Below are 24,665 nucleotides of genomic sequence, written 5' to 3' on the forward strand. Positions count from 1 at the left end.
TCACCTCGCCAGGGCGGGTATGCCTCGTAGAATCAGGTGTGAACCGATCAGCATAAGCCAGAGCAAAAGCCCTATGCGGAAAGGCCGCTGGTTGACCCGCTGGCCCAGCCAGGCCCCCAGCAAGGAGCCGATCCAACCGCCGCAGGCCAGCTTGGTTAGCAGTAGCCAGTCGGTCTGACCCAGCGCTGCGTGCAGCCCACCGGCCAAAGCAGATAGCCCAAGGCCAAACCAGAGATCTGTACCCACTATTTCCCTGGGGGCCAGGCGGGTTCCGCTCATCAGCAGTAAAGTGCCCAGAGCCCCGGCCCCTGCCGAGGAAAAACCCACCTCCAGACCAATGAAGGCGGCGACGACCACAATCCACTGGGGGGCTAGGGGTCGGGGAGATAGCTTTCTAAGGGTGATCGCCAGGTTGATGACCGCTACCGACAAAATAATCAGACCTATGCCGGCCAGCACCGCCTCTTTATGCACCTTGAAGGAGTGTAGCAGCAGGCTGCCGGCTACAGCGGCCGGAATACCGCCAGCTAACAACAGGCGCAGGGCTTGCCAATTAACCCCTTGCTTTTGCCAGTAAACCCACCCAGCGGGAATCTTTGCCAGCATAGAGAAAAGCAGGGCTGTGCCAACAGCGACTTCGGGTGGAACCCCCAGCGCCAGGATCAGCAGCGGGGTGGTGAGGGTGCCCCCGCCGACCCCAGTCAGGCCGATGCACAGGGCGATGATGAAGCCTATGACAACCTCGAGCATCCAACTTACCTCCAGCCTGGTAGCTGCCCGGATACCTGAGAAGCCGGGTGTCTCCTCAGAGCCCTAGCGACGTTCTAAGGCCTCGGCCTGATAGGCGGAACGCAACACCGCGGCCACCTCAGGTCGGGTGAACTCGGCGGGTAAAGGCGCCCCTGCGCGTAGCAGCTCGCGCACGCGGGTGCCGGAGAGCACCAGGTGGTGTTTGCTGTCGTGGGGGCAGGTGCGGGGCGTGACGATGGCGTGGCAGGCCTGGCAGTAGAAAGAATGCTCAAACTTGACTATTTGTATGCCGATTTCCTCGGGCTCGAAGGCCGAGAAAATTTCCTGGGCTTCATACGGGCCGTAGTACTGGCCGACGCCCGCATGGTCGCGGCCCACAATGAAATGGGTACAGCCGTAGTTTTTCCGGCTGATGGCGTGTAAAACGGCTTCACGGGGCCCCGCGTAACGCATGGCGGCAGGATAGACCCCCAGCAGAACCCGCTCTTTGGGGTAGTAATGTTCCAGGAGCACCTTATAAGCCTGCATGCGCACAGAAGCCGGGATGTCGTCGGACTTGGTGGCGCCGACCAGGGGGTTGAGGAACAGCCCGTCGAGCTGCTCCAGGGCTACTTTGTGCAGGTATTCGTGGGCCCGGTGGATGGGGTTGCGGGTTTGAAAAGCGACCACCGTTTTCCAGCCCCGTTGCGCAAAAATTTGCCGGGTCTCCCGGGGGGTGTGGTGGTGCTCGGGAAACGGCCCCCGATCCAGGTGTAACAAATACACGCCCCCGGCCAGGTACACCTCGCCTCGAGCCAGCAGGGCGGCCACCCCGGGGTGGGCGGGGTCGGCGGTGCGGTAGATCGCCAGGGCCTCCTGTCTTTTGTCGGGTTGATACCGCTCTTCTACCTCGAGCAAGCCTACCGTTCTCCCATGCCAGACCAGGCGCACACGCTGGCGGTACAGGGCGGCTTGCGAGCGCGAGACTGCCAGGGTGATGGGAATGCTCCAGGGCAGGCCGTTGGACAGCCGCATTTCCTCCAGCACGCGTTGGTAATCGGCCTCCCCCATGAACCCTTGCAGGGGCGAGTAGACCCCGGTGGCGATCAGCTCGAGGTCAGCGTAGCCCTGTGCGTCCAGCTCGAGGGCTGGGAGGTGCTCGTATTCTCGAGGGTCGGCCTGCAGTATGCGCTCAACCAGCGTTCCGCCGTGTGGTGATGGTAAGTTTACAACATTTGTAAGTTTTTCAGCCATAAAAAAACTCCTACAAGGCTTGTTCACCCTGCCACAGGCCGCACTCGGTTTTGCCCCGGCCTGACCAGCGACCAGCCCGGGCCTCCTCACCGGGGCGCACGGCGCGGGTGCAGGGCCAGCAGCCGATGCTGAGAAACCCCGACCAGTACAGAGGGTTAACGAAAAGTTGGTGCTTTTGAGCAAAGGCCTCGAGCTGGGCGCGATGCCAGTAGGCCAGCGGATTGATGCGCAACCGCTGGCCGGGCTCGAGAAAATCCAGCCCTTGGCGGGTGGAGGCCTGATCCCGGCTGCGGGCGTTTAGCAGCGCCGAAGGATTCTTTTGTGAGAGATAGGCGCGTAGGGGGGCTACTTTGCGCGCGTTGCAGCAGCCGTCGGGGTCGCTGCGGAAGCGCTCCTGTCCCCAGGGGTCGGGCGGGAGCCCAGCGCTGAGGGTTACAAAGCGCATCTGCGTATAACGGGCCGACAGACGGTCGCGGGTCTCGAGGGTCTCCGGGAAATGATAGCCGGTGTCTACAAACACCACCTCACCGGTATAGCCGGCCTGTGCGGCCAGCTCGAGCAGCACCACCCCATTGAGGTTGAAGGCGCTGGTGATGATAAGGTCGGGGTAATGCTCCAGGGCCCACTGGATGACCTCGAGGGGCGGGGTTTGGGGGTTCCAGTGTTCAGGGATCACCGTTTGGGTACCTCCTCAACGCCAAAAGGGGCCAGGGCCGCCAGCAGGCGGCTGAGGCACTCCTGCAGGCTCATCTGATCGGTGCGCAGGTGCAGGTCGGGGTTCAAAGGGGGCTCGTACGGGTCTGAAATTCCGGTAAAGTGCGGTATTTCACCGCGCAGGGCCCGGGCGTACAGGCCCTTCACGTCCCTTTGAATCAGCACCTTCAGGGGGGCGTCCACGTAGACCTCGAGCTTTCTGGGGGCTTCGGCCAGCACGGCTTCACGGGTGGAACGGTAGGGGCTGATGGCGCTTACCAGCACCAGAACCCCATGTTTAGCCAGCAGGTTGGCCACATAGCCGATGCGGCGGATGTTGGTGTCGCGGTCTTCCCGGCTAAAACCCAGGCCTTTCGATAAGTGCTCCCGCACCGCATCGCCATCGAGATGCTCCACCGGGTATCCGGCTTCGTACAGGAGCACCTCGAGGGCCCGGGCCAGGGTGGTTTTACCGGCGCCGGAAAGACCGGTGAACCAGATTACAACCCCTGGCGAAAGGGATGGTTGGCGGCGCTGCCCTTTGGATATCTTGCTGCTGGCTGGAGCGGAATAACCTGTGTGGATTGAGGAGATGGTGCTCGACTTTTCCAAGATATTCAAACCCCCTTATCTTTCCCGGCGCAGAGGCCGGGCCGGAATTGGCACCTTGCCTTTGGCAGGTTGCCGCAGCTTCATCGGGCCGTTCCCGTCGGGCAGTTGCCCTGTCCGCTGCTCTGGATAAGGCCTAGAGCCTTGATACCAGGCACGGCCGCCTGGTGAAGGGTAGGCTAGCATAAGTTACAACTTTTGTAAACTAACCGAGCGATGGTCTGCGCAAGCCTGGGCGCTTTTCTCACTCAGAACTGCGGTAGACTTCTAAGTATGAAAGTTCTGAGTGCGCTGGCCTTCGCGGTGGTGCTGGGGGTAGCCGCGGTGGCCTGGGTTCTGTATGCGCTGCAGCCTGGGTTGATGATCGGCACGCCCTGGGGCCTGGTTCACCTGAGCCTGTTGTGGGTGGGGGCTTTTGGGCTGGGTCTGGTGGTGATGGGCCTATACGTCTTGACCGGCTGGATAAGGGCCCAGGCCGTCTTGCGCCAGCGCAACCTGGAATTGCGCCAGGCCAGGGGTGAGCTCGAGGCCCTCAAAAAACAACACCCCGAAGAAACCCCGGTCATCCCGGATCGGACAGCTTGAGTAGAAGCAGCCAGCAAGCCCCCCCGATGGGAAGAGACAGAGGCCCATCCTGCCTGTAACCTGGGGGCGCCGGGTGGATCGGGTGTGGTGGAGATCTGGATGAAGTGGAGACTCCGTGAATGGCCCCATGTGGCCGAACTTCGACCATTAATTGAGCAACTGGGTATACCCCCGCTGGCGGCGGCGGTCTTCTGGAACCGGGGGTTTCGGCGAAAAGAAGACCTCGAGCCCCCCCTGGTATGCCTTCCCATCGATGGCCTCAAGCAGGCGGCTTTGCGCATCATTGAAGCTTTGGAAAAACGCGAGCGCATCCGGGTTCACGGCGATTACGACGCCGACGGCTTGACCGGCACGGCGCTGCTGCTGAACGGTTTGGAGAGGCTGGGCGCCGAGATCCATGCCTTTATCCCCCACCGCCTGGAGGAGGGCTACGGGGTGCTGATGGATCGGGTGCCGGAGCACCTCGAGGCCTGCGACCTGTTCATCACGGTAGACTGCGGTATCACCAACCATGCCGAGCTGCGCGCGCTGGTCGAGAATGGGGTCTCGGTGCTGGTCACCGATCACCATTCGCCGGGCGCTGCGCCGCCGCCGGGCCTGGTGGTGCACCCGGCCCTCTCGCCCGGGCTGCAAGGCCAGGCGCACCCCACCGGTTCGGGGGTGGCCTTCTTGCTGCTGTGGCAGGTGTACGAACTGCTGGGCCGGGATCCACCCTTAGAGTACGCCGACCTGGCCGCAATTGGTACGGTGGCCGACGTGGCCCCTTTGCAGGGCTTTAATCGGGCCCTGGTTCAGGAGGGGTTGCGCCGCCTGCGCGACTCCGCCAACCTGGGCCTCAAAGTACTGGCAGCGGAACACTGCCAGGAATTCAGCGCCAGCGAGATTGCCTTTCGCATCGCGCCCCGCATTAATGCGGCCTCGAGGCTGGGGCAGGCCGGGATCGCCCTGGAACTCCTCACCACTCAGGATGTTTTGCAAGCCGGTGTCCTGGCGGAGCGCCTAACCCAGCTCAATGTGCAGCGGCAGCGCATCGAAGAGGCCATGCTGGAACGCATCTGGCCCACCCTTGACCCCACCCATCCGGCGTTGGTCATCCACGATGCCGAAGGGCACCCTGGGGTGATGGGCATTGTGGCCAGCCGGGTGCTCGAGCGCTACTACAAGCCGGTGTTTATCATCGCCGAGGGCAAGGGGTCGGTGCGCTCCACACCCGGTATCAGCGCGGTGGGGGCTTTGCAGTCCGCCAGGGCCTACCTCGAGCGCTTTGGGGGCCACGCCCAAGCGGCGGGGTTTGCCATTCGAGAAAGCCAGATCCCGGCCTTTACCGAGGCCATCCACCGCTATGCAGCGCAGTTCCCGGTGCCAGAACCCGAGATTGTGCTGGACGGATGGCTGGATGGGGAAGACTTAGACGAGCTGCACCGAGCCTTACAATTGCTAGAACCCCTGGGTGAGGGCAACCCCGAACCGTTGTTTTATACCCAAGGCAGGCCGGAATATGTGCGCACCATGGGCGAGGGCAAGCACCTATCGTTCCGTTTGAACGGGGTTCGGGTTGTAAAGTGGCGCGACAACGGCGAGCGCCTGCCCGAGGCCCTCGAGCTGGCCGCGGGGCTGGCGCTGAACCGCTGGAACGGCGAACAGAGCATCGAGCTGAGGGCCCAGGCCTACCGGCCACTAACGGCCGCCCCGCCATCGGGGTGGGCTATTCCACTGCCATTGGCCGAGGCGGTGCGCCAGGCCATTGCCCAGGCCGCCAGGGTGTATGTGCACCCCGAGGGGGCCGGCTGGTTTATCGAGCGGGGGGCCTTAGTGGTGAAGCCCGAAGAGGCCGAGTACTGGTTCAGCCTGCCGACCCAGCCGGCCCACCCCCGGCGGGTTTACATCGCCCTTTCGGAGAAGGCCCTGCGGGCTCTGGAGGCCGCGCCCGATCCGCTGGTGCAGGCGCTGGGCCGCCGGGTGGCTACAGCCTACCGCCTGGGGCTGGCGGCGCAGTTGGCGGAGAGCCTCGAGCGTTACTGGCAGGCTTTATGAGGGCCGAACCAGCGCTGCCAGCTCACCTTGCAGGTTGTTGCGGGCGGGCTGCTCCAGCCCGGCAAACCCCGCGGTCTGATAGATGCGCTCACGCGAGAGAAACTGGCGAATCACCATAGCCCGCCGCTCTTTGAACAGGGCCTCTGGCAGCCAGGCGTACTCCAGCCGAATGGCTCGAGCATAGGCCCGATAGGTTCGGGCCTCGGCCCCCAGGATGGCAAGATCTGCATCCAAAAAAAGCGCGGTCTCGAGGTCGTCTGAGCGGTGGTGCTGTGTGGCAAGAATAAGGCCCACCACCCGCTGGATGAGCGCTGGGGCCACCCCCAGGCGCTGGAGGCTTTGTTCGGCCAGGCGGGCGCTTTGCGGCTCGTTATCGGTGCGGGTGGGGTCGTAGACCGCGTCGTGGAACCAGACCGCAAGCTCGAGGTGCGGCTGGGCTGGCAGGAGTGCTAGCAGGGCGTCGAGGTGGGCCAGGTTGTGGTAGTACCGCTGGGGCTCGGTATACCGGATGAGCAGGTCGTCCAGTACGGAAAAATGCTGGTCGGGATCAAGCCCAAGCGAGCTGCACAGGGCATTCCAGCGACCTATCAGCCGCTGGCGGCCCCCGTTCGATAGCTGAAATTCACGCCTCATGCTGTCTTCCGACGAGCCAACAAAATGCAGCATAGCACGAATGAACGGCCTGGAATCCTTTACCGCCAGGCCCGGTCAGAGGTGAAGGATTCAAGCCGATCGAAATGCCTATAAGCGGGAGGCCCGTCAGTCGGGGTGGGTGGATTTATTCCTGCGTGTGCTACCTGATACTCACACCTCCACCCCTGCCATCCTGAGCAGCAGATGACTCCGAATGAGGTTGTGCACCAGCAGAATCAGGCTCACCTGCGCCAGGAAACCCGCAAACGACCGGGCCTCTATACGGTGAAGCCGCACCATTCTATCCGCTTCCGCACTCTACCCATCCATTCCCCCCCGCAAACGATAGGGCGGCGTCTTCACCCCCGGCACCCCCGATTCCCTAGCAGGGCCAGGCTGTGGATGCGGTGACCCTGGGCCAGGGGGATGGGTTTTAGATCCGCCCACGAGCCTCAGGGCGAGATAGGTGAGGAGGGTCTGAGCGTTTTGTCCCTTCTGGGCGGGTACCCTGAGCTTGCAGGGCTTTGAGCTCGTCATCTACCCGCCACCGGGAGGGTTTCTGCGTCAAGATAAGGGGGTGCTCGCGGTGGGGTTCCATAGCACCCCCTCTTTTTTCACATCCCCCAGGGGTGAGTCAAGTAGCACACGAAGGTATTTTTAACCCAAGTTGCCACCTACAAAATACTAGCCAGCCGCCTGAAGTTGTGGGCAAAGATGAAGCCCCACACCTTGAGCACAAAGCCCTGGAGGGTCGTGGCATGTATGCGCTTGGGGAATAGTTCCGTCAGGGCAGCACCCACCGACTCGATAATCTTCCTGCCCACGGTGGCTATGAACTGACCGGGTGGGTGGTAGCGCTTGGAGTTCCCCTTGCGGATGGTGCGCAGCCGGATGCCCTCAGCCATGGCCAGGTCATCTTCGGCCTGATAGTCGGTGTACCCCCGATCCACGTACAGCTCGCTTCCCTGCGGCAAGTCCAGCGGCAGCCGATACAACCCCTCCACGTCCGCGGTAGCGCCAGGGGTGAGGAGAACTTCGCTGATCCACTGGTTATCCGTGCAGACCAGGTGGAGCTTGAGTCCGTGGAAGTAGCTGCGTTTGCTGGGAATGTAGCCCCGGTATACGCGGGCTGGGGCCAGGCAGCAACGGGGCGCGCGGATGTTTTCACAGACCGGCAGGGGTAAGGTGTCGAGGATGTAGTGCTCCACTGAGCTTAGCTGCTCCCATAAAGTCTTGCTCAGGGACAATAGCAGCGGTATCCAGTGGGCCAGGCTGTGCAGCCGTCGGCTGAAGCGGCTGGGGGAGGGGATGTAGCTGAAAAGACCCTGCTCTTTGGCATAGATCAGGGCGTGCTTGTGCTTTCCAGCGAAAGCCAGGGCGGCCAGAATCCAGAGGGTGAGGACGACGCTGGCGGGGGTCTTGCTCTGGGGGTCGTCCTTGTGTCCGAGGGTCTTGAGCAGATCGTCTATAATGCAGAAGGCCACTAGAACAGTCCAGTTCATAGTGGCCTTTATTTTCTGCGTAGTCAGGATAGGTGGCAACTTGAGTTATTTTTACTGCTTGAACCTTCTTTGCTTAGCCTCGGTCTCCACCGACTCGAGCCTGTGGTTGGCCTGGTAGTGCCCGGCCAGCTCGTCTATGTAGGTGTCCTGGCTGGGCTTGACCCCCGAGAGGTAGGCCGCGCGGCCCAGGGCATGGGCGGCTACCGGTGCGGTTAGAACAATAAAAGCCAGGGTCGAGAGCGCGCGGGCCGCCACCGAGAGTTCCTGATAAAACACTGCCACCGCCACCAGGATCAGGCCCACCCCCAGGGTGCCGGCTTTGGAGGTGGCGTGCATGCGGTTGTATAGATCGGGCATCCGCACCACCCCGATGGCCGCAATAAACAGAAAGAACACCCCGCCCAGCACCAGGATATACACCAGCCATTCAAGCATCTCAGTCCCCCTTGTGGCCCCGGTACTCGATGTAACGGGCCAGCCCCAGCGTGGCTAAAAAGGCAAACAGAGCCAGTGCGATGGCCACATCCAAAAAAGCGGTCTGGCCGCTTACCAGGGCGTACAGGGCGGCCAGCGCCACCGAGAGCGTGGTGATCAGATCGAGGCCCACCACCCGGTCGGGTAGGGTCGGCCCCTTCACCAGGCGGTACAGCGCGAAGGGCAGGGTCAGCATCAAAGCCAGCAGCATGACCTCCAGAAAACTCATCGGGTTACCTCCAGGACGGCTTTTTCCAGGCTTTCGTGGGTGGACTCGATCACCTTTTGCGGGTCGTCCACAAACATCCCGTGCACATAGAGCACCTTGCGGTCGGAGGAGACGTCCAGGCTCAGGGTGCCCGGCGTGAGGGTGATCAGGTTGGCCAGCAGGGTGATCTCGAGGTCGCTCTTGACCTCCAGCGGGTAGGCGATGATGCCGGGCTTGATGGGCAGCCGGGGCGAGAGCACCGCCTGGGCCACCCGCAGGCTCGAGAGCACGATCTCCCACAGCATCAGAAGTACAAAGCGGGGCAGCTTCCAGGCCAGGGTGAAGTAGCGCCTCGAGGGGGCATCGAAGAGTGGGCGGGCCAGCAGCAGAATCAGGAAGCTGATGGCAAAACCCACCAAAAAGTTCTCGAGGGTAAAGGCTTCGGTCACGGCCATCCAGAAGATGGTCAGCACCACGTTGTACACAAAAGCCCTCATCGGCTCACCCCCAGCACCGCCTGGATGTACCCGGATGGCTCGAGCAGCTCCCGCGCGGCGGTCTGCGAGAGGCTCAGAAGCGGCTCGGCCCAGAGCCCAATCCCCAGCGTCAGAACTGCCAGCAGGCCCACCGGCAGCACCAGGCCAGCCAGGCCCCCCGGGGCCGACCTGGCCCCCTCTGGGGCCTTCTTCCAGAACACCTCGGCGAAGACCAGCCCCATCGAGAGCAGGGTTAGCAGGCCCACCAGCAAAGCCACCACCACAATCCCGTACTGCCCGGCCTGCAACCCGGCTGCCACCAGTGTGTATTTGGCCCAGAAGCCCGAGAAGGGCGGCAGCCCGGCCAGCGAGAAGGCCGGCAACAGGAACAAGACCGCCAGCCAGGGATAGGGCCTGTACAGCCCGCCCATCCGCACCAGTACCGTGGTGCCCTGCAGGCGCTGCAAGAGGCCGGCCAGCAAAAAGAGCGCGGCAATCACAATCATGTGGTTGAGCGCGTAAAACACCGAGCCGGCCAGGGCCAGCGGGGTCAGGATGCCCAGGCCCATCAGCATATAGCCGATGTGACTCACCAGCTGGAACGACAACAGCCGCCTGAGCTCCCCCTGGGCCAGCACCATCAGCACCCCCAGGAGTAAGGTAAAACCGGCAACCCAGAGGATCAGGCTATGGGTAAACCCGGTGTCGTGGGTAAAGAGCAGGGTGAAGACCCGGATCAGGGCGTACACCCCCACCTTGGTCAGAAGCCCGGCAAAAAGGGCCGAGATCATGGCGGGAGGGGCCGGGTAGGAGGCTGGCAGCCAGAAGAAGAAAGGAAAAACAGCGGCCTTCAGCCCAAACGCCACCAGAAACAGCATGGACAAAGCCGAGAGCAGCCCCGGATGAACCCTGTCCACCCGGAGGGCCAGGTCGGCCATGTTCAGGGCCCCGGTTGCCCCGTACAGCAGGCCCACTGCCACCAGGAAGAAGATCGAGGACAGAAGCGAGACCGCGAAGTACTTGACCCCGCCGGCCAGTTGGGCCCGGTTGCCTCCCAGAACCATCAGCACAAACGAGGAAAGCAGCAGCACCTCGAACCAGACATACAGGTTGAACAGGTCGCCGGTCAGGAAGGCCCCGTTCACCCCAAACAGCAACAGGTGGCCCAGGGCGTAGTAGCCCAGGCCCTCGCGGGACTGATCGCCTTCAGCCAGGGCAAAAAGCGCCACCGCCACCGCCACCACCCCGGTGATCAGCACCATCAGGGCCGAGAGGTGGTCGGCCACAAAGGTGATACCGAAGGGAGCCGGCCAGTTGCCAATTTGCACGGCCTGGATGCCCTGGCGCTGAACCTGGGTTAACAGGGCCAGGCCTGCGGCCAGCAGGCCCAGGGCCCCCGCCAGGCCCAGTACCCGTTGGGCGGTGCGGCCCGACAGCACCAGGCACAGGATGCCGGTGGTGAGGGGAACCAGCAAGGGGAGCACCAGCAGCCAGCTCATCGGGCCCCCTCCTCCCGCACCTCGTCCACCGGTGAGGGGGCCGGGGCCGGTTCAGAAGCCTCGAGGATGGTCTCGGCGTTCAGGGTGCCCAGGGCTTGCTGGGCCCGGTAGAAGAGCACGATGCCGAAAGCCGCCAGACCAAAACCAATCACGATTGCGGTGAGGATCAGGGCCTGGGGCAGGGGGTTGGCGTAGGGCTCTGGCACCGTACCGTCGGGCAGCACCAGGGGCGGGAACTGGCTGCCCAGCCGGCCTGCGGTAAAGATTAGCAGGTTGGCGGCGTTGCCCAGCACCAGAAAGCCAATCAGAAACTGAATCAGATGGGGCCGGAGCATCAGATAGACCCCCACCGCCATCAGAGCACCCACCAGGAACGAGAGCAGGATTTCCATCAGGCGCCCTCCGAAGGATGGTGTGCGGCCTCCTCGAGCCCAAAAATAGCCGAGAGCAGCGCCCCGAACACGGTCAGGTAGACCCCGATGTCGAAGATGACCGGGGTGCCCATCTTCACGCCCAGCAGGCTGAACCACTGCCCGGTCATGAGGGGCTGGCCCAGCAGCAAGGCCGGCAGGGCGCTCAGAAGGGCTACCAGCAGGCCCCACCCCACCAGGCGCAAAGGGGGAAGGGGCAGGAGTTTGCGGGCCGCGGAAAGCCCGTGCGCCAGGGCAAACAGCGCATAGGCCCCCACCGCCACCAGGGCCCCGATAAAGCCCCCGCCCGGCTCGTTGTGGCCGCGCAGGAGCAAAAAGACCGAGAGTAGAAGCAGAAGGGTGAAGAGGAACCTCGAGGTGGTCTTAAGAATCAGGGTGTTCATGGTCGCTCCTCCCGTTGCTGTTTCCATTGGGGGATGGTTCTCCGCTGGCGCGACCGTTCGCCAAAAGAACCCAGACCCCCAGCCCGGCCAGCCCCACCACGGTGATCTCGCCGAAGGTGTCCAGGCCGCGGAAATCCACCAGAATCACGTTCACGATGTTGCGCCCGAAGCCTTCGGGTAGGCTTTTCTGGGCAAAAAACTGGCTCAGGTGTAGCTCGAGGGGCTGCGCCAGCACCCCCAGCATCAAGAGGGTCACCAGCCCGCCAAAGCCCAGGGCCACCACCTTATCCAGCCAGCGCCCACGGGGCACCGGCCCGATGTTGCGAATCTGTAGCAGCACCAGGGCGATCAGGATGGCGGTGAGGGTCTCCACCAGAAACTGGGTAATCGAGAGGTCGGGGGCGTTTTGCAACAAAAAGACCAGGGCTACCCCCGCCCCCACCACGCCCAGCACCACCACCATCGCCAGGTGCGAGCGCAGCCGCAGTGCCCCGATGGCCCCCAGGAGCATCAGGGCTAGCAGCAGCACCTGCTCGGGCGTGGGGCTCGAGGCCCCCGCCGGCCAGAGCAGCACGCCGCTGCGGAAGAGGGCCAGCCCCACCAGCCCCACCAGCCCCCCAAACGTCCAGACCAGGTAAGCCCGCAGCGAACCGCTCTGCAGCAGGCGCTCCACCCCCGCCGCCAGCCGCATCAGCCCACGCAGGAGGGCCACATAGGCGTTTTCTGGCCCAGGGATGGGTTCCTGGGCCATCCAGGCCCGCAGACGGGGATAGAGGAAGTAAAACCCCACCCCCAGCAGTACCGTTAAGAGACTCAGGAGAAAGGCCGGGTTGAAGCCGGGCCAGAGCTTCAGGTGGTAGGCCACAGCCTGCCCCTTCACCGCGCTGGCGACTGCATCGGCCAGGGGGTTGTAGAGCCCCGGAAAGAAGCCCAGCAACAAGCCCAAGCCCGCCAGCACCAGGGGCCCCAGCCACAGGCTGGGCGGCCCCTCGTGTACCTTTTGAGGCGGCTGACCCCGGAAGAAAGGCACCACCAGCAGCAGCGCCAGCATGGCCCCCACCGCAAAGCCCAGCACCGCCAGCCCCACCATCCAGGCCGGGGCCGCCTGCAGCGCGGCCACATACAGCACTTCCTTACCGATAAAGCCCAGCACCGGCGGCAACCCGGCCAGCGAGAGCGCGGCCAGCACCACCGCCACCCCGGTGAGGGGCATCACCCGGAAAAGGCCCCCGAGCTGGGTGATGTCGCGGGTGCCGGCCTCGTGGTCCACTGCACCCGCGGCCATGAAGAGCCCGCCTTTGTAGAGCGAGTGAGCCAGCAGAAAGGTGGCAAAGGCCATGGCCGCGTAGTAGCTGGTGAGCGGCACCAGCCCGATTAAGAAGACCAGCGCCCCCAGCGCAGCCACCGTGGAGTAGGCCAGCAGGCGCTTGAGGTCGGTGTGGCGGAAGGTGAGGGCAGCCCCGGTGAGCAGGGTGGCCAGCCCGAAGACCATCAGGGCGCTGCTCCAGACCTCGCTGCCCCCAAGGGCCGGCTGGAGCCGGGCCAGCAGGTAGACCCCAGCCTTGACCATGGTGGCCGAGTGCAGGTAGGCCGAGACCGGGGTGGGGGCTTCCATGGCGTTGGGCAGCCAGAAGTGGAAGGGAAACTGCGCCGACTTGGTAAAGGCCCCCAGAAGCACCAGGATGAGGGTGGGCAGGTAGAGCGGATGCTCGCGCAGTACCTGGCCCTGGCCCAGCAGCTCGGAGATCTCCAGCGAGCCGCCCATGAGGGCCAAAAGAATCAGCCCGGCCAGCAGAGCCAGTCCTCCACCTGCCGTCACCAGCAAAGCCTGGGTGGCGGCCCGGCGTGACCTGAACTCGCTATGGTTGAAGCCGATCAGCAGGTACGAGGTGAGGCTGGTCAGCTCCCACATCACGAACAGGGTCACGACGTTGTCGGCCAGTACCAGCCCCAGCATGGAGGCCATGAAGAGCAGAATGACCAGGTAGAACCGGCCCAGGTCGGGGTGGCCCTTCAGGTAGCCGCCCGAGTAGATCACAATAAAGGTGCCGATGCCGGTGATAAGCAGGGCGAACAGAAGCGAAAGCCCGTCCAGGTAGAAGGAAAAGTTGACCCCCAGGCTGGGCACCCAGACCAGGCTGTGCCGGAGGGTCTGGCCCCCCACCACGTCCGGCAGCAGGCTGGCAAAGTAGACCGCAAGGCCCAGCGGCAACAGGGCCAGCCCCCAGCCCGCCGCGTTGCCCAGCCAGCGGAAAACCCAGGGCGCCGCCAGCGCTCCTAAAAAAGCAACCAGTATCGCAACCACCATAGCGCACTCCGATACAAAAACCCCTCACACCATAACAAACGGCAGAGACCTTTGACAGCCTCCACCATAAAATGCCGCCCACAGGCAGCTTTGGTTTTTCAGGGCGCATTATACCGAATCGGGCGGGAGCCTCGATGCGCTAACAGCACGCCGGAGGCCCTTGTGGTCGGCGTGTTCTTTCGAGGTTTAGGCCATCGGAGGTCGGGCTGCCAGGGTTAGGCCACCGGCGCCCGCCCCAGCATCCGGTGGATGGCCCGGCCCAGGCGCTGGAGGCCATCCTCGATCTGTTCGTGCGAGGCGCTCGAGTACGAAAGCCGCAGGGTGTTCTTGCCGCTGCCATCGGCAAAGAAGGGCTGCCCCGGTACGAAGGCCGTCTTCTCCTCCACGGCCTTTTTGAGGAGCTCGAGGCTGTCCAGCCCCGCGGGGGCGGTGAGCCAGAAGAACATTCCCCCTTTCGGCACAATCCAACCCATGTCCTCGGGCATGTATTTTTGCAGGGCCTGCAGCATCCAGTGGCAACGGGTCTGGTAGGTCTGGCGGATTTTGTCGATCTGTTCGCCGTACCAGGCCCCATCCCGCACCAGTTCGTAGACCAGCATCTGGTTCAGGGTGGGGGTGTGCAGGTCGGCGCCCTGCTTGGCAAAGGTGATTTTTTGAATCAGCGGCCGGGGCCCCACCACCCAGGCCACCCGCAGGCCGGGGGCCAGGGTCTTGGAGGTGGTGCTGAGATAGATCACGTTGCCGCCGCCCAGCGCGTGGTCGAGGGCGTAGAGGGTGGGCAGGGGCTTCCCGTCGAAGTACAGCTCGGCGTAGGCGTCGTCTTCCAGGATGGGGGTTCGGTATTTGCGGGCCAGCTCGACGATGGCCCTGCGCCGCTCCAGGCCCATCAGCCGGCCTGAGGGGTTCTGGAAGGTGGGCAGCACGTACATAAACTTGACGGGACGGGCCTGGAGGGCGGCCTCGAGCGCCTCCAGCTCCAGCCCCTCGTCGTCCATGGGAACCGAGACATACTCGGGCTCGTAGGGGTTGAAAGCGCTCAGCGCCCCCAGGTAGGTGGGGGCCTCCACCAGCACCCTCGAGCCGGGGTCGATCAGCACCTTGCCGATGAGGTCGAGGCCCTGCTGCGAGCCCGAGACTATCTGCACGTTCTCGGGGGTGGCACCGGGTACGCGGCTGGCAATCCACTCCCGCAGGGGCAGGTGGCCCTCGGTGGTGCTGTACTGCAAGGCCTGAACCCCCTGCTCACGCAGGATGCGCTGGGTGGCCTCGCCGATGCGCTCTATGGGGAAGAGATCGGCCGCCGGCAGCCCCCCCGCAAAGCTGATGTAGCCCGGCTGGCTGGTGAGCTTGAGGATTTCGCGGATGGTCGAGGCCTGGATGCGCTTTGTTCGGGCGGCAAAGCGGGGTTCAAAGTTGGCTTCTAGGTTTTCCACCCTTCCAGTCTACCCCGCATATATGACGTTTTGTATAGTTTGTGCCGCAAAGGCGTTAGGAAAAGCCAATGCTGGCTCAATGCAGCATGGGAAGCGCCGTTCCATCAGCGGTGAAACTCCGGTTCAAACAGCCGGGCGTACTCGTCTAAAGCAAAGCGGTCGGTCATGCCGGCGATATAGTCGCAGGCGGCGCGGTGGATGCCCTCGGTCTCGGCGGCTTTCTGCACCTGGGGGGGCAGGAGGCGGGGGTCCTGGGTGTAGGCCTCAAAGAGCTTTTCCAGCACGAAGCGCGACTTGCCCACCTGCCGCACCACGTAGTAGTGGTGGTACAGGTTGGCGTACAGAAAGTCGCGCAGCTCGTCCAGTTGCCGGGTGAGGGTCTCGGAATAAACCGCCAGGGGGGCCGGGTGCCGACGGACGGCCTCGAGGCTATCTATCCGGTGCTGCTCGAGCAGGGCATGGGTGGCGGTGATGGTGTCGGTGATGATCAGGCCCAGCAGCTCACGGATGAAAATCCGGCGGCTCATCTCGTCGAAGCGGTCGGGGTGCATACCCAGCTCCCTCAGCAACTCCCGCAGAAGCTCGACCTCCCCAAGCTGGCCGGGCACCAAAAGCCCCGAGCGCAGGCCGTCGTCGAGGTCGTGGGCGTTGTAGGCGATCTCGTCGGCCAGGTTCACGATCTGGGCCTCGAGGCTGGGGCGTAGGTGGGGCTCGTAGCCCTCGGCGTCGGGCAGGTCGTAGCGGGTCTCGTGCTTGACGATGCCCTCGCGGGTCTCCCAGCACAGGTTCAGGCCGCGAAAGCCGGGGTAGCGCTGCTCGAGGTAGGTCACGATGCGCATGGATTGCTTGTTGTGGTCGAAGCCGCCGTGCCCCTGCATCAGCCCGTCCAGCACCGCCTCGCCCGAGTGCCCAAAGGGCGGATGCCCGAGGTCGTGGGCAAAGGCGATGGTCTCGGTGAGCTCGGGGTTCAGCCCCAGGGCGCGGGCGATGGAGCGGGCCACCTGGGCCACCTCGAGGGTGTGGGTCAGGCGGGTGCGGTAGTAGTCCCCCTCGAAGTTCACAAACACCTGGGTTTTGTACTGCAAGCGCCGGAAGGCGGTGGTGTGGTTGACGCGGTCGCGGTCTTTCTGGAAGGGGGTGCGGTAGCGCGACTCGGGCTCGGGGTGTTCGCGGCCCCGGCTCTGGCCCGACTTAACGGCGTAAGGGGCGAGGTACTGGGCCTCGAGGGCCTCGAGGCGGCTGCGTTCGAACAACATGGGCTCAGTCTACGCTTGCCCCCGTGCCCCTGACAAACCGGCGGTAGCTAACAGCCCTACACTCTTCGAAACCATCCAGCTCGACAACTGCGAACGGCCTTTCAAATGCCCACCTCTTCCACGCCTGCAAAGCTGTGAGCCCGGCTCTGCGGAGCGCAATTTACACCTGCTCGGCAAAACCACGTTGGTTCATAAATCACCCTATCTGGAGTGGTATGCAGCAATAATCACTATCTGGCATGAACCACGACAGGATCGAAGCTTTGCTTGAACGGATTGCCCTTGCGCTGGAACAAATGGTTGCGCAGGCCAATCAACATCGCACCCCTAACGTTGCTTACTCCCAAAGTCACAGTGATACAGAAAAAACCAGCCTGGAGCCATCGAGCCGCAACTCCAACGCTTCCTCCCTTTCAATCCTGGAGCCTTTCCTTAAGGCTCGAGGAATCCAGATCAAAGTTCGCCCTGCCGAAGATGCGGCCGACCAGGTCATTGATAGCTTGTCGTTGTTTCTGGGAGAGCGCTACGACGCCCTTGCGGGTCTTCTTAGCAAGATCAAGCGGGCCATGCAGACTGGGGCGCAGATCACCGAAAGCCTCAAAGATCGCCCGCAACAGGACATCAGCTCCGCTTGCCAATTCTGCACACGGCTTTACGAGGTGGCCTTTCTCGAGCAATATCAATACTTTCGATCGCCCACATACTTAATCAAGGCAAAGACCACCACCTTGCCAAAGGCCCAGCGCTTTTTCGGTGGGCAGTGGCTTGAACGCTTTATTCTCCAGAAAGTCAAAGCTGTTTATGCCCAGGCTAGTTCAGAGGTCAGTGAGCAATTGGCCTTCGAGTATCTTATCAACCCCCAGATCATCCTACCCAACGGCGACGATTTCGAACTCGACATCCTGGCCGCTATGGGATCGTCTATCTACTGGATTGAGGCCAAGTCCGGCGACTACCAGCAGCACGTGGCCAAGTATTCCAAGTTTGCACGCCTTCTGGGGCTCGATCCCGATCATTCCTTCATGGTGCTAGCAGATGTGCCGGAGGATCGCTGCGAGGCACTCTCAGCGCTGTTTTCCATGACCGTTTGTACCCTGCGATCATTCGAGGAAAAGCTGCTAACAGTCGTGCGAAGCGACACAGCACAGCAAAGCGCTGCGGCAGATGGGTTTTCATCTACGGCTGGGCGCTAAATAGTAGAAGCCTCGAGGTACATCGCTTTATTTGTGGCTGAAATCCCGCGGCCTCAAGCAGTTGTTGTAGCTCAAGCCGAAAAACCTCGAGCTTGCTGGAGATGAGCCGACGCTGCCCCTTGTTTCCAGCCCAGGATGGCAGGGGTGGGAGCCTGGTTGTCAAGTAGCACTACTGTATGTAGCAAACGATTAACCAATCACAGAGCCTTGACAAAAAAGACAAAGTGATGGTAGAAATCGGCCGGCGAATACGCCAAACAGAGAGGCTCAGTAATGGCCGAGAGCTATGCTAGCCCGAGTTGTTGCCTAGAAGGCGCCCTTCGGCAGGAGCATCAGGTTGTGGGACAGAGCAAAAAGGCGGATCCCCAGGGTCACCGCGTGGATCTGCCGGGAGGATCGGGTGTGGGTTCTGCTTCCTACCGTCCCCCCATATCCTTGCCCCACGATGGGCCTAGGCCTGATTCCGTGTCGTCCACCAAGGGGTGGAGCCTCGAGCCTTGGAAGGAGGCCTGTCGGCTGTCCAGGGCGCAATGCTGAACCTGGGTAAGGTTCTTTCAAAGGCGAGAGAGATAGGGAGAGGAGCGATAACTTGGGTAATCCTAGTTTGTTTGGGGAGGTTTTCTTGTGAGAGATCTGTTTTTTCCCCTTCTGATGGGGTTGGCCTTGTTACTTGCGGCGTGCTCAGGTTCGGGGAATGCCCCTAGCTTCACCCTCAGCCTGGAGTCCACCACCCTAGCGGTGGCGCAGGGGGATAGCGGCACCTTCCAAATCACTACTACTGCACAGAACGGGTTTACGGGGACGGTTGCTCTCTCTCTGGAGGGTGCCCCCGCGGGGGTCAGCCTTTCCCCCACCAGCGTTCAGGTGACGGGGACGGCCCCGGCAACCCACACCCTGACCATCGCTGTGGATGGCACGGTGGAGTCGGGGGACTACCCCATCACCCTGAAGGGGGCTTCTGGTGCCATCACCAAGCTGGCGGACTTTACGCTAAAAGTGCTTCCTGCGGGGTCTCACACCTTGAGCGGGGCGATTCTGAGCGAGGGGGCTGGGGCCCCGGTGCAGGGGGCTTCCTTGCGCCTTTACTTCCAGGGCACCCTTTTGCGCACCGCCACCTCCGATGGGGAGGGTCGCTTTACCTTCGACCGGCTTCCTGAGGGGGGCTACCGCCTCGAGGTGCAGAAGTCCGGTATGGCGGGAAGCGTGGTGGAGGGCATTCCCGTTCCGGCCATGTCCAGCGTGACGGTGATCCAGAAGCCAGCCTTTGATGCCAGCGCCACCACCACGCCTCCTACGCTGAAAATCACCCAAAACGGCACCAATTCCCTGGAAGGCCAGACCTTCACCAACACCATTCCCTTCCGGGTGCAGGTGGATACCTCCAAGGACTACGTCAAGCCCATGCGCTACATCTACGTAGCCTTGGGGCGTACCCCCGGTTCGGCTTTTCTAAGCCAAACGGCCACCTCCAGCCGGAGCTTCTTTGCGAGCACAGAGGATACCGGTAGCCAGACCCTTGCTGGCTCCCAAGTGGCAGGCCTGGGGGATACCGATGGAGAGCGGGTGTACCTGGAAGTGGTGGCCTACGACTTCAACAACAACCGGAGCCACTACATTCTCCCCATCACCTTCATCAACACCGCTTCCACCCAGACCAGCACGGTGAGCGCCCCCACCCAGGTGGCCGCCACGGCCATCACCCTGACCCAGGCCGTGGGCTTCTACAGCGTTAAGGCCCCCCTCTCCCTCACCGTGCCCCTGGGCAAAGGCCAGATAGGGGAGATGCCCCTGGCCGCACCCGAGGGGAGCAACCTCTACGTGGAGGTGCGCTGGTGCTACACAGCTTCTGCTGTGCCCTTCGCCTTTGACATAGAGCGCTCCCAAGACGGCCAGAACTGGACCCGGGTGGGCACGGTGGGCGGGGCCCGGAGCGCCAGCTGCCCCACCAGCGCTTTTAACCGTCCCTTCTTCTTCCGGGACGCTTCCTCGGACCTTACCCCCGGCCAGACCTACTACTACCGGGTGGTGGCCCGGGGGGCCAACCGGGCGGAGAGCACCCCCAGCTCTACTACTCCCTTGCCGCCTTTCTTCGCCCCCCTCCAGGCCCCTGCGGACGAGATCAAGAACGTCTCCAAGAAGCCGAACTTTGTCATCGGACATCCACAGTTGAACCTCGGTGCAGATGGTGCAGCCTACAACCTCGTTCTTTGGGACACCCTTACGGGGGATAATGTGACCTGGCAGACCCTAGGTGGCGGGTTGCTCCTCGTGGAGTTTGGTACCGGAGATGAGGGGAACGGGATTCCCCAGGGCGAGGCGCTGGTGTACGGTTTGCCGGGGGGCAACCTGGCCGTCTATACCGACACCGCGGGGCTTCTGGATTCCAGCCGCCCCAACGTGGTGCCTGTGGACGTGTTCCAGGGCACCGTGACCCTGCCCTACAACTTTGACGGCTACGCTTCTCTACCGGAGCTTCAGGCCCTCAGAACCTATGCCTGGCAGCTCTACGTCAGCTACGCCTACAAGTACAACCCCGACGAAGGCTACCGGATTTCCGCTTACAGCGTGCAGACCTGGCCCAGCTCCACCTCTTTTATCCGTTTGAGCCGCCCCGGAACCCAGGTCTTTGAGTTCACCACGGGAGAGTGAGACGATGAGGAAGGTAAATCTTCGCCCTAACGGGTGGATTTGGCTTCTAGCCCTTGGCCTAGCGATCCTTCTTGCGGCCTGCACCCAGCCTGCGGCTCGGGTGGCTCAGGGGCCGGCCCAGGCCCCAGAGCTGGCTTCCCATAAAGGGGTTACCTACGTGAAAGGCCAGGTGGTGGTGGCCTACCACGAGGAGGGGGCCCTTCAAGAGGCCATTCGCAGGCTGGGAGCCAAGGAGGTGGCCCGGATCCCTGAGCTCAGGGCGGCCCTGCTCCAGGTTCCCGGGGATGCCCTGAAGGCCAGCCAGGCCCTTAAGGGTCTTCCTGGTCTGCGCTATGCCGAGCCCCACTTTGCGATGGTTCAGGCTCCTAAAGACGACCCGGTAGAACGGCTTGGGGGAGGGCTGGCATCCTTGGGTAACCCCGCTGATCAGATCCTGGATGAGCTGCCCCAGTACGCCCTGGATCCGCGGCACCTGGACGCCAAAGGGGCCTGGGACCGGGGGTTTATGGGGGAGGGGGTAACCGTAGCCATCATCGATGACCCCGCGGACGTCACCCACCCCGACCTGGCGGCCAACTGGGCGGGGAAGGCCTACGACCCCGTCACCGACACCACCTATACCTCGGCCCAAGATTGGCTGACCTTCATCCAGGGCCTGGGGGCCCTAGCAGACACCTCTCACGGCACCTTTGTGGCTTCCACCGTGAGCGCGCCCAAGGACGGCCGGGGGATTGCCGGTCTAGCTCCCAAGAGCAAGTTCCTCCCCGTGGCCATCTTCCAGCCGGGCTACGTGGGGGACTTCTACGTGGCCCGGGGGGTGGTCTGGGCGGTGAACCGGGGGGCCCAGGTGCTCAACAACTCCTGGGGTGGTCTGGGGTACGGCAACCTGGTGAAGGAGGCCTTTGATTACGCCCTAGCCAACGGCGTGGTGGTGGTGGCCAGCGCCGGGAACTCCTACAAGGACGAGATAAGCACCCCCGCCGGCTACCCGGGTGTCATCGCCTCCGCCGCCGCGGACGGCAACCGCAACAAGACGGACTTCTCCACCTACGGCCGCCACATCTCCAGCGCTGCCCCCGGCCTGGATGTCCTCCTCGCTAACCCCACCTGGCTGGGGGGCGGGTACGGCCTGATCTCCGGTACCTCCTTCTCCGGCCCCTACACCGCTGCGGCCGCGGCCCTGGTCAAGGCCGCCTGCCCCGGGGCCACCCCCTACCAGGTTCGCCGGGCCCTGGAGACCACCACCTGGGAGGGGAGCTTCACCCGGGAGAAGGGCTGGGGCCACCTGAACGCCCGCAACCTGGCCGGGCTCCTGGCCCAGGGGTGTAGCGCCCTGCCCCAGAAGGGCTCGGTGGTGCGGGTGAAGGTGGAGTACCAGAACGAGCGCGGCACCTTCCCGGGCCTCTTTGCCGACGTCATCCTCCGGGGCCAGGGCCTCCGCCCCGGGGATCCCACGGACGCCACCCCCATGTACTGGGCCAAGACGGACGCGGGCGGGGAGGCCTGGTTCTACGAGATCGCCCCTGGAACCTACGATATCTATGTGGCCGGAGCTGACCTGGCCCTCACCGGGGGCTTGCCCGAGGAGCGGGGGACTTTTGTGGGGGTACTGGTGGCCAATCCGAGTTCCAGCGCGGCCCAGCCGGATTACAAGCTGGTGCGCCTCCTAGCCACAGAGGTGAACCTCAACCCCACGGACCCCTACGAGCCCAACGATACCCCGGCCCAGGCCACGCCCATCGTCTACGGCCAGACCACCCAGGTGGCCTACATCTTCGGCCAGCCCCAGGATCGCGATTTCTTCACCTTCACCGGCAGCGCGGGCGACCAGATCCGGGCCCGGGTGTATGCCCGGTCTGGCCTGGGAGGAACCCTGGACTCCTACCTCTACCTCCTGGATGGAAGCGGCAACGTGCTGGCCGAGAACGACGACCTGGTGAGCGGGCAGATCACGGATTCCGAGATCGCCTACACCCTGCCCGCGAACGGGACGTACTACCTGGTGGTGACGAGCTACACCATCGCCGAAGGCGGGCAGGACAACAACCCCTTCAACAAGTACCGCCTCGAGCTTCAAAGAAGCTCCTCCACACCCTAGGTTCTAAACCTGAACGGCCCCGGGGGGCACCCCCGGGGCTCTTGCCTTCACTATCCGACCGGCGCTGCTCTCATCCAGGCGGAAGAGGGCGGGACAATCCGGTATTTCGAGTTGATGAGACGTCTCCAAATATGGAGGTTTTTGAATACCGCATGGGAAGGATTGGGTATCAAACCCCTAAGCGCTCGAGCTCGTACGGCAGCATCTTCTGCCACCAGGGCCAGTCGTGGTCTACGTCGTGGCCCCAGTAGTCGAAGGTGGCGTATACGCCCTTCTGGTGGAGCAGTTCCTGCATCTCGCGGGTGTCACGGATGCACTCTTCCTCCCAGCGCCCCTGGCCCACCGCGAACACAATCTTGTTGCGCCGGTAGGCGTTTAGTTTGGCCTCGTCGGTCAGGTTACGCAGGTACCACAACGGCGAGTTGAAGTAGGCATCCATACCGCCCTCGTTCCCCACGAAGCCCCCCACCTGGTACAGCCCCGACAGGGCAATCAGGCCATCGAAGACCTCGGGGTATTTGAAGAAGAAGTTGGCCGCGTGGAAGGCCCCCATGCTGCACCCCGTGACCCATAGGGTGGGCAGGCCGGTGTTTTTCTGCACAAAGGGCACCACCTCCTGCATGATGTAGGCGTCGTAGTCGTTGTGGCGGCGGGCCCGCGCGGCAGGGGGGATGCTCTGGTTGGTCCAGCTCTGCCAGTCAATGCCGTCCACGCAAAAAAACTTGACCCGCCCCGCCTCGATCATGGGGGCCAGGGCCTGGGCCATGCCGGCGTGGCCTTCCCAGTCGTACCAGCGCCCGTTCTGGGCCGGAAATACCATCACTGGCTGGCCGTAGTGGCCGTACAGCTTAAGCTCCATCTCCTGCCCCAGGGCCGGGCTATACCATTTGTGATACTCGGTGTACACGCAGCACCCCCTCTAGGCCCGTTCCTGGATGGCCTGGGCGGCCTGAAGCAGGGTTGGCAGGTCGGGATGGCGCAGGATGTAGCCGTAATTCCCGATGGCCCCGGCAAAAATGCCGCTTATGCGCTCGTGGTGGGCGATGAGGGGGCCAAACTCGGCCAGCACCTGCTCGTGCGAACGCTTGTAGTGGATGTGATCCTTGCGGCCCACATAGGTGCAGAAGTAGGGGTGCTGGGCCTGCTGGCTCACCCGGCCGTGGGTGAGCACGTTGACCCACTCTTTGAATATGTCCATGTCGTTGGCGTAGTTGAACATATCGATCGAGAGACCCCCCGGTGGTCGCATGTTCACCTCGAGCGCCACCAGACCGCCGTCTTCCAGGCGGAAGAACTCGAAGTGGAAGAAGCGCTCGCGCACGTTGAAGGCCTGCACCACCCGGCGCCCGGCTTCCCGCAGGTCTTCGGGGATTTCCCGCACCATGTAGTAATAGATATCGGTGTCCTGGTTGACCACCTCCATTACGCCTTTGGAGTACTCGAGCGAACTATCGAAGACCACGTTGCCCTGGATATCGGTCAGGCCGTCGTAGGTGATGATTTTGCCGGGGATGAACTCCTCCATGATGTAGTCCACCGGGGGCTTGGTGGCGATGTAGTCCATGAGCTCGGCGTCGTTGGTGATTTTGTAGGTTTTGGCCGCCCCCACCCCGATATCGGGTTTGGCCACCACCGGGTAGCCCACCTCTTCTACGAAATCCTGGGCCTCCACCGCGCTGCGGCAGATCCGGCCCCGCGCCACCCTGAGCCCGGCCTGCTGAAAATACCGCTTCATGACCGACTTGCGCTTTACCCGATCCATGTCCTGGGGGCGCAGGCCGAAGATGTTAAAGTCTTCGCGCAGCCGGGCCTCGGTCTCGAGCCAGTACTCGCTCATGGAGTCGAGCCGGTCGATCTTGCCGTAGCGGTGGGTGAAGTAGCCCAGCGCCCGCAACAGCTCGTCGTAGTTGTGCATATCGGAAACTCTGTAATACTCCGTCAGAGCCTGCTTTAGCTCTGGCCGTAGCGCGTCGTATTCGGCATCGGCCAGCCCCAGCACATTGTGCCCAGCTTCGCGCAAACGCACGCAAAATGGCCAGAAGTTGGGGGGGAAATGGGGGGAAAGAAAAACTACATTCATCGCATACCTCCTGGGCTTTGGGCTGACCCCAGTATTCCCAACCAGTGCCCACAAATCAAGCATTTGAGGCCGGTTCCACTTGAACTCAATACATTTGGGTGTAATAAAAGATGAGTGGTTCAAGCCGACCGAAGGAAG

General features: G+C 63.0%; 22 protein-coding genes, 1 pseudogene and 1 riboswitch. Of the genes and pseudogenes, 5 read left to right on the top strand and 18 right to left on the bottom strand.

The features are described 5' to 3' along the window. The 4 genes from MRUB_RS04325 to cysC all read right to left on the bottom strand — a co-directional run bounded on the left by MRUB_RS04325 (position 1) and on the right by cysC (position 3,297). Positions 1 to 750 (bottom strand): sulfite exporter TauE/SafE family protein, encoded by a 750-nt coding sequence (locus MRUB_RS04325; RefSeq protein ID WP_013013139.1) that lies wholly within the window; start codon positions 748 to 750, stop codon positions 1 to 3. 63 nt (positions 751 to 813) lie between these two features. After that, positions 814 to 1,983 (bottom strand): sulfate adenylyltransferase, encoded by a 1,170-nt coding sequence (gene sat, locus MRUB_RS04330; RefSeq protein ID WP_013013140.1) that lies wholly within the window; start codon positions 1,981 to 1,983, stop codon positions 814 to 816. A 10-nt stretch (positions 1,984 to 1,993) separates the two neighbouring features. Continuing rightward, positions 1,994 to 2,659, bottom strand: a complete 666-nt coding sequence (locus tag MRUB_RS04335; protein WP_013013141.1) for a phosphoadenylyl-sulfate reductase — start codon at positions 2,657 to 2,659, stop codon at positions 1,994 to 1,996. Continuing rightward, complete coding sequence (gene cysC / locus MRUB_RS04340) at positions 2,656 to 3,297, bottom strand: adenylyl-sulfate kinase (protein WP_015586444.1); 642 nt, start codon at positions 3,295 to 3,297, stop codon at positions 2,656 to 2,658. The genes MRUB_RS04335 and cysC overlap by 4 nt, the downstream gene beginning before the upstream one ends. 3 nt (positions 3,298 to 3,300) lie before the next feature. Next, a riboswitch (SAM riboswitch) is annotated at positions 3,301 to 3,421 on the bottom strand. Between the two features lie 137 nt (positions 3,422 to 3,558). On the opposite strand from cysC, the gene MRUB_RS04345 reads away from it, so the two are divergent. Together MRUB_RS04345 and MRUB_RS04350 are read left to right on the top strand one after the other, a co-directional pair. Continuing rightward, positions 3,559 to 3,870 (top strand): LapA family protein, encoded by a 312-nt coding sequence (locus MRUB_RS04345; RefSeq protein WP_013013143.1) that lies wholly within the window; start codon positions 3,559 to 3,561, stop codon positions 3,868 to 3,870. A 99-nt stretch (positions 3,871 to 3,969) separates the two neighbouring features. Then, positions 3,970 to 5,904, top strand: a complete 1,935-nt coding sequence (locus MRUB_RS04350; RefSeq protein WP_013013144.1) for a single-stranded-DNA-specific exonuclease RecJ — start codon at positions 3,970 to 3,972, stop codon at positions 5,902 to 5,904. On the opposite strand, the gene MRUB_RS04355 is transcribed toward MRUB_RS04350, so the two are convergent. The 12 genes and pseudogenes from MRUB_RS04355 to MRUB_RS04405 form a co-directional block, all read right to left on the bottom strand. Then, the gene (locus MRUB_RS04355) at positions 5,899 to 6,537 is read right to left on the bottom strand and encodes an HD domain-containing protein (protein ID WP_024049969.1); all 639 of its coding nucleotides are present in this window, start codon (positions 6,535 to 6,537) and stop codon (positions 5,899 to 5,901) included. The genes MRUB_RS04350 and MRUB_RS04355 overlap by 6 nt on opposite strands. 171 nt (positions 6,538 to 6,708) lie before the next feature. Further along, a pseudogene (locus MRUB_RS16330) lies at positions 6,709 to 7,026 on the bottom strand (transposase); the annotation flags it as partial. Positions 7,027 to 7,211: 185 nt separating this feature from the next. Continuing rightward, positions 7,212 to 8,039: an IS982 family transposase gene (locus MRUB_RS04360; protein ID WP_013013147.1), complete on the bottom strand. Its 828-nt coding sequence runs from the start codon at positions 8,037 to 8,039 to the stop codon at positions 7,212 to 7,214. A 51-nt stretch (positions 8,040 to 8,090) separates the two neighbouring features. Next, positions 8,091 to 8,474 carry a monovalent cation/H(+) antiporter subunit G gene (gene mnhG / locus MRUB_RS04365; protein ID WP_013013148.1) on the bottom strand — a complete coding sequence of 128 codons (384 nt, stop codon included), beginning with the start codon at positions 8,472 to 8,474 and terminating at the stop codon, positions 8,091 to 8,093. A gap of 1 nt (position 8,475) precedes the next feature. Further along, a complete protein-coding gene (locus tag MRUB_RS04370) occupies positions 8,476 to 8,742 on the bottom strand; it encodes an MrpF/PhaF family protein (protein ID WP_013013149.1) in 267 nt (88 codons plus the stop codon). Then, positions 8,739 to 9,218 carry a Na+/H+ antiporter subunit E gene (locus tag MRUB_RS04375; RefSeq protein ID WP_013013150.1) on the bottom strand — a complete coding sequence of 160 codons (480 nt, stop codon included), beginning with the start codon at positions 9,216 to 9,218 and terminating at the stop codon, positions 8,739 to 8,741. Before MRUB_RS04375 ends, MRUB_RS04370 begins: the two co-directional genes overlap by 4 nt. Beyond that, complete coding sequence (locus tag MRUB_RS04380) at positions 9,215 to 10,696, bottom strand: Na+/H+ antiporter subunit D (protein WP_013013151.1); 1,482 nt, start codon at positions 10,694 to 10,696, stop codon at positions 9,215 to 9,217. Before MRUB_RS04380 ends, MRUB_RS04375 begins: the two co-directional genes overlap by 4 nt. Further along, entirely contained in the window at positions 10,693 to 11,088 is a 396-nt protein-coding gene (locus MRUB_RS04385; RefSeq protein WP_013013152.1) for a sodium:proton antiporter, read from the bottom strand. Before MRUB_RS04385 ends, MRUB_RS04380 begins: the two co-directional genes overlap by 4 nt. Beyond that, positions 11,088 to 11,510 carry a Na+/H+ antiporter subunit B gene (locus tag MRUB_RS04390; RefSeq protein ID WP_013013153.1) on the bottom strand — a complete coding sequence of 141 codons (423 nt, stop codon included), beginning with the start codon at positions 11,508 to 11,510 and terminating at the stop codon, positions 11,088 to 11,090. Before MRUB_RS04390 ends, MRUB_RS04385 begins: the two co-directional genes overlap by 1 nt. Further along, positions 11,491 to 13,818, bottom strand: a complete 2,328-nt coding sequence (locus MRUB_RS04395; protein WP_013013154.1) for a putative monovalent cation/H+ antiporter subunit A — start codon at positions 13,816 to 13,818, stop codon at positions 11,491 to 11,493. Before MRUB_RS04395 ends, MRUB_RS04390 begins: the two co-directional genes overlap by 20 nt. A 215-nt stretch (positions 13,819 to 14,033) precedes the next feature. After that, a complete protein-coding gene (locus MRUB_RS04400) occupies positions 14,034 to 15,251 on the bottom strand; it encodes an aminotransferase-like domain-containing protein (RefSeq protein WP_013013155.1) in 1,218 nt (405 codons plus the stop codon). A gap of 104 nt (positions 15,252 to 15,355) precedes the next feature. Continuing rightward, positions 15,356 to 16,507 carry a deoxyguanosinetriphosphate triphosphohydrolase gene (locus MRUB_RS04405; RefSeq protein WP_013013156.1) on the bottom strand — a complete coding sequence of 384 codons (1,152 nt, stop codon included), beginning with the start codon at positions 16,505 to 16,507 and terminating at the stop codon, positions 15,356 to 15,358. 239 nt (positions 16,508 to 16,746) lie between these two features. Here MRUB_RS04405 and MRUB_RS04410 point away from each other — a divergent pair, with 239 nt between their 5' ends. The 3 genes from MRUB_RS04410 to MRUB_RS04420 all read left to right on the top strand — a co-directional run bounded on the left by MRUB_RS04410 (position 16,747) and on the right by MRUB_RS04420 (position 22,447). Beyond that, positions 16,747 to 17,700, top strand: coding sequence for a hypothetical protein (locus MRUB_RS04410; protein ID WP_013013157.1), 954 nt, complete (start codon positions 16,747 to 16,749; stop codon positions 17,698 to 17,700). A gap of 624 nt (positions 17,701 to 18,324) precedes the next feature. Beyond that, on the top strand, positions 18,325 to 20,349 hold the full coding sequence (locus MRUB_RS04415) for a carboxypeptidase-like regulatory domain-containing protein (RefSeq protein ID WP_013013158.1): 2,025 nt from the start codon (positions 18,325 to 18,327) through the stop codon (positions 20,347 to 20,349). Between the two features lie 4 nt (positions 20,350 to 20,353). Continuing rightward, positions 20,354 to 22,447 carry a S8 family serine peptidase gene (locus MRUB_RS04420; RefSeq protein WP_013013159.1) on the top strand — a complete coding sequence of 698 codons (2,094 nt, stop codon included), beginning with the start codon at positions 20,354 to 20,356 and terminating at the stop codon, positions 22,445 to 22,447. A 169-nt stretch (positions 22,448 to 22,616) separates the two neighbouring features. Here the strand turns inward: MRUB_RS04420 and MRUB_RS04425 are convergent, their stop codons facing one another. Beyond that, positions 22,617 to 23,354 (bottom strand): esterase family protein, encoded by a 738-nt coding sequence (locus tag MRUB_RS04425; protein WP_013013160.1) that lies wholly within the window; start codon positions 23,352 to 23,354, stop codon positions 22,617 to 22,619. A 12-nt stretch (positions 23,355 to 23,366) separates the two neighbouring features. Beyond that, complete coding sequence (locus MRUB_RS04430; protein WP_013013161.1) at positions 23,367 to 24,527, bottom strand: ATP-grasp domain-containing protein; 1,161 nt, start codon at positions 24,525 to 24,527, stop codon at positions 23,367 to 23,369. Between the last annotated feature and the right edge of the window lie 138 nt (positions 24,528 to 24,665).

This window comes from Meiothermus ruber DSM 1279, assembly GCF_000024425.1.
GTDB classification, from domain to species: Bacteria; Deinococcota; Deinococci; order Deinococcales; family Thermaceae; genus Meiothermus; species Meiothermus ruber.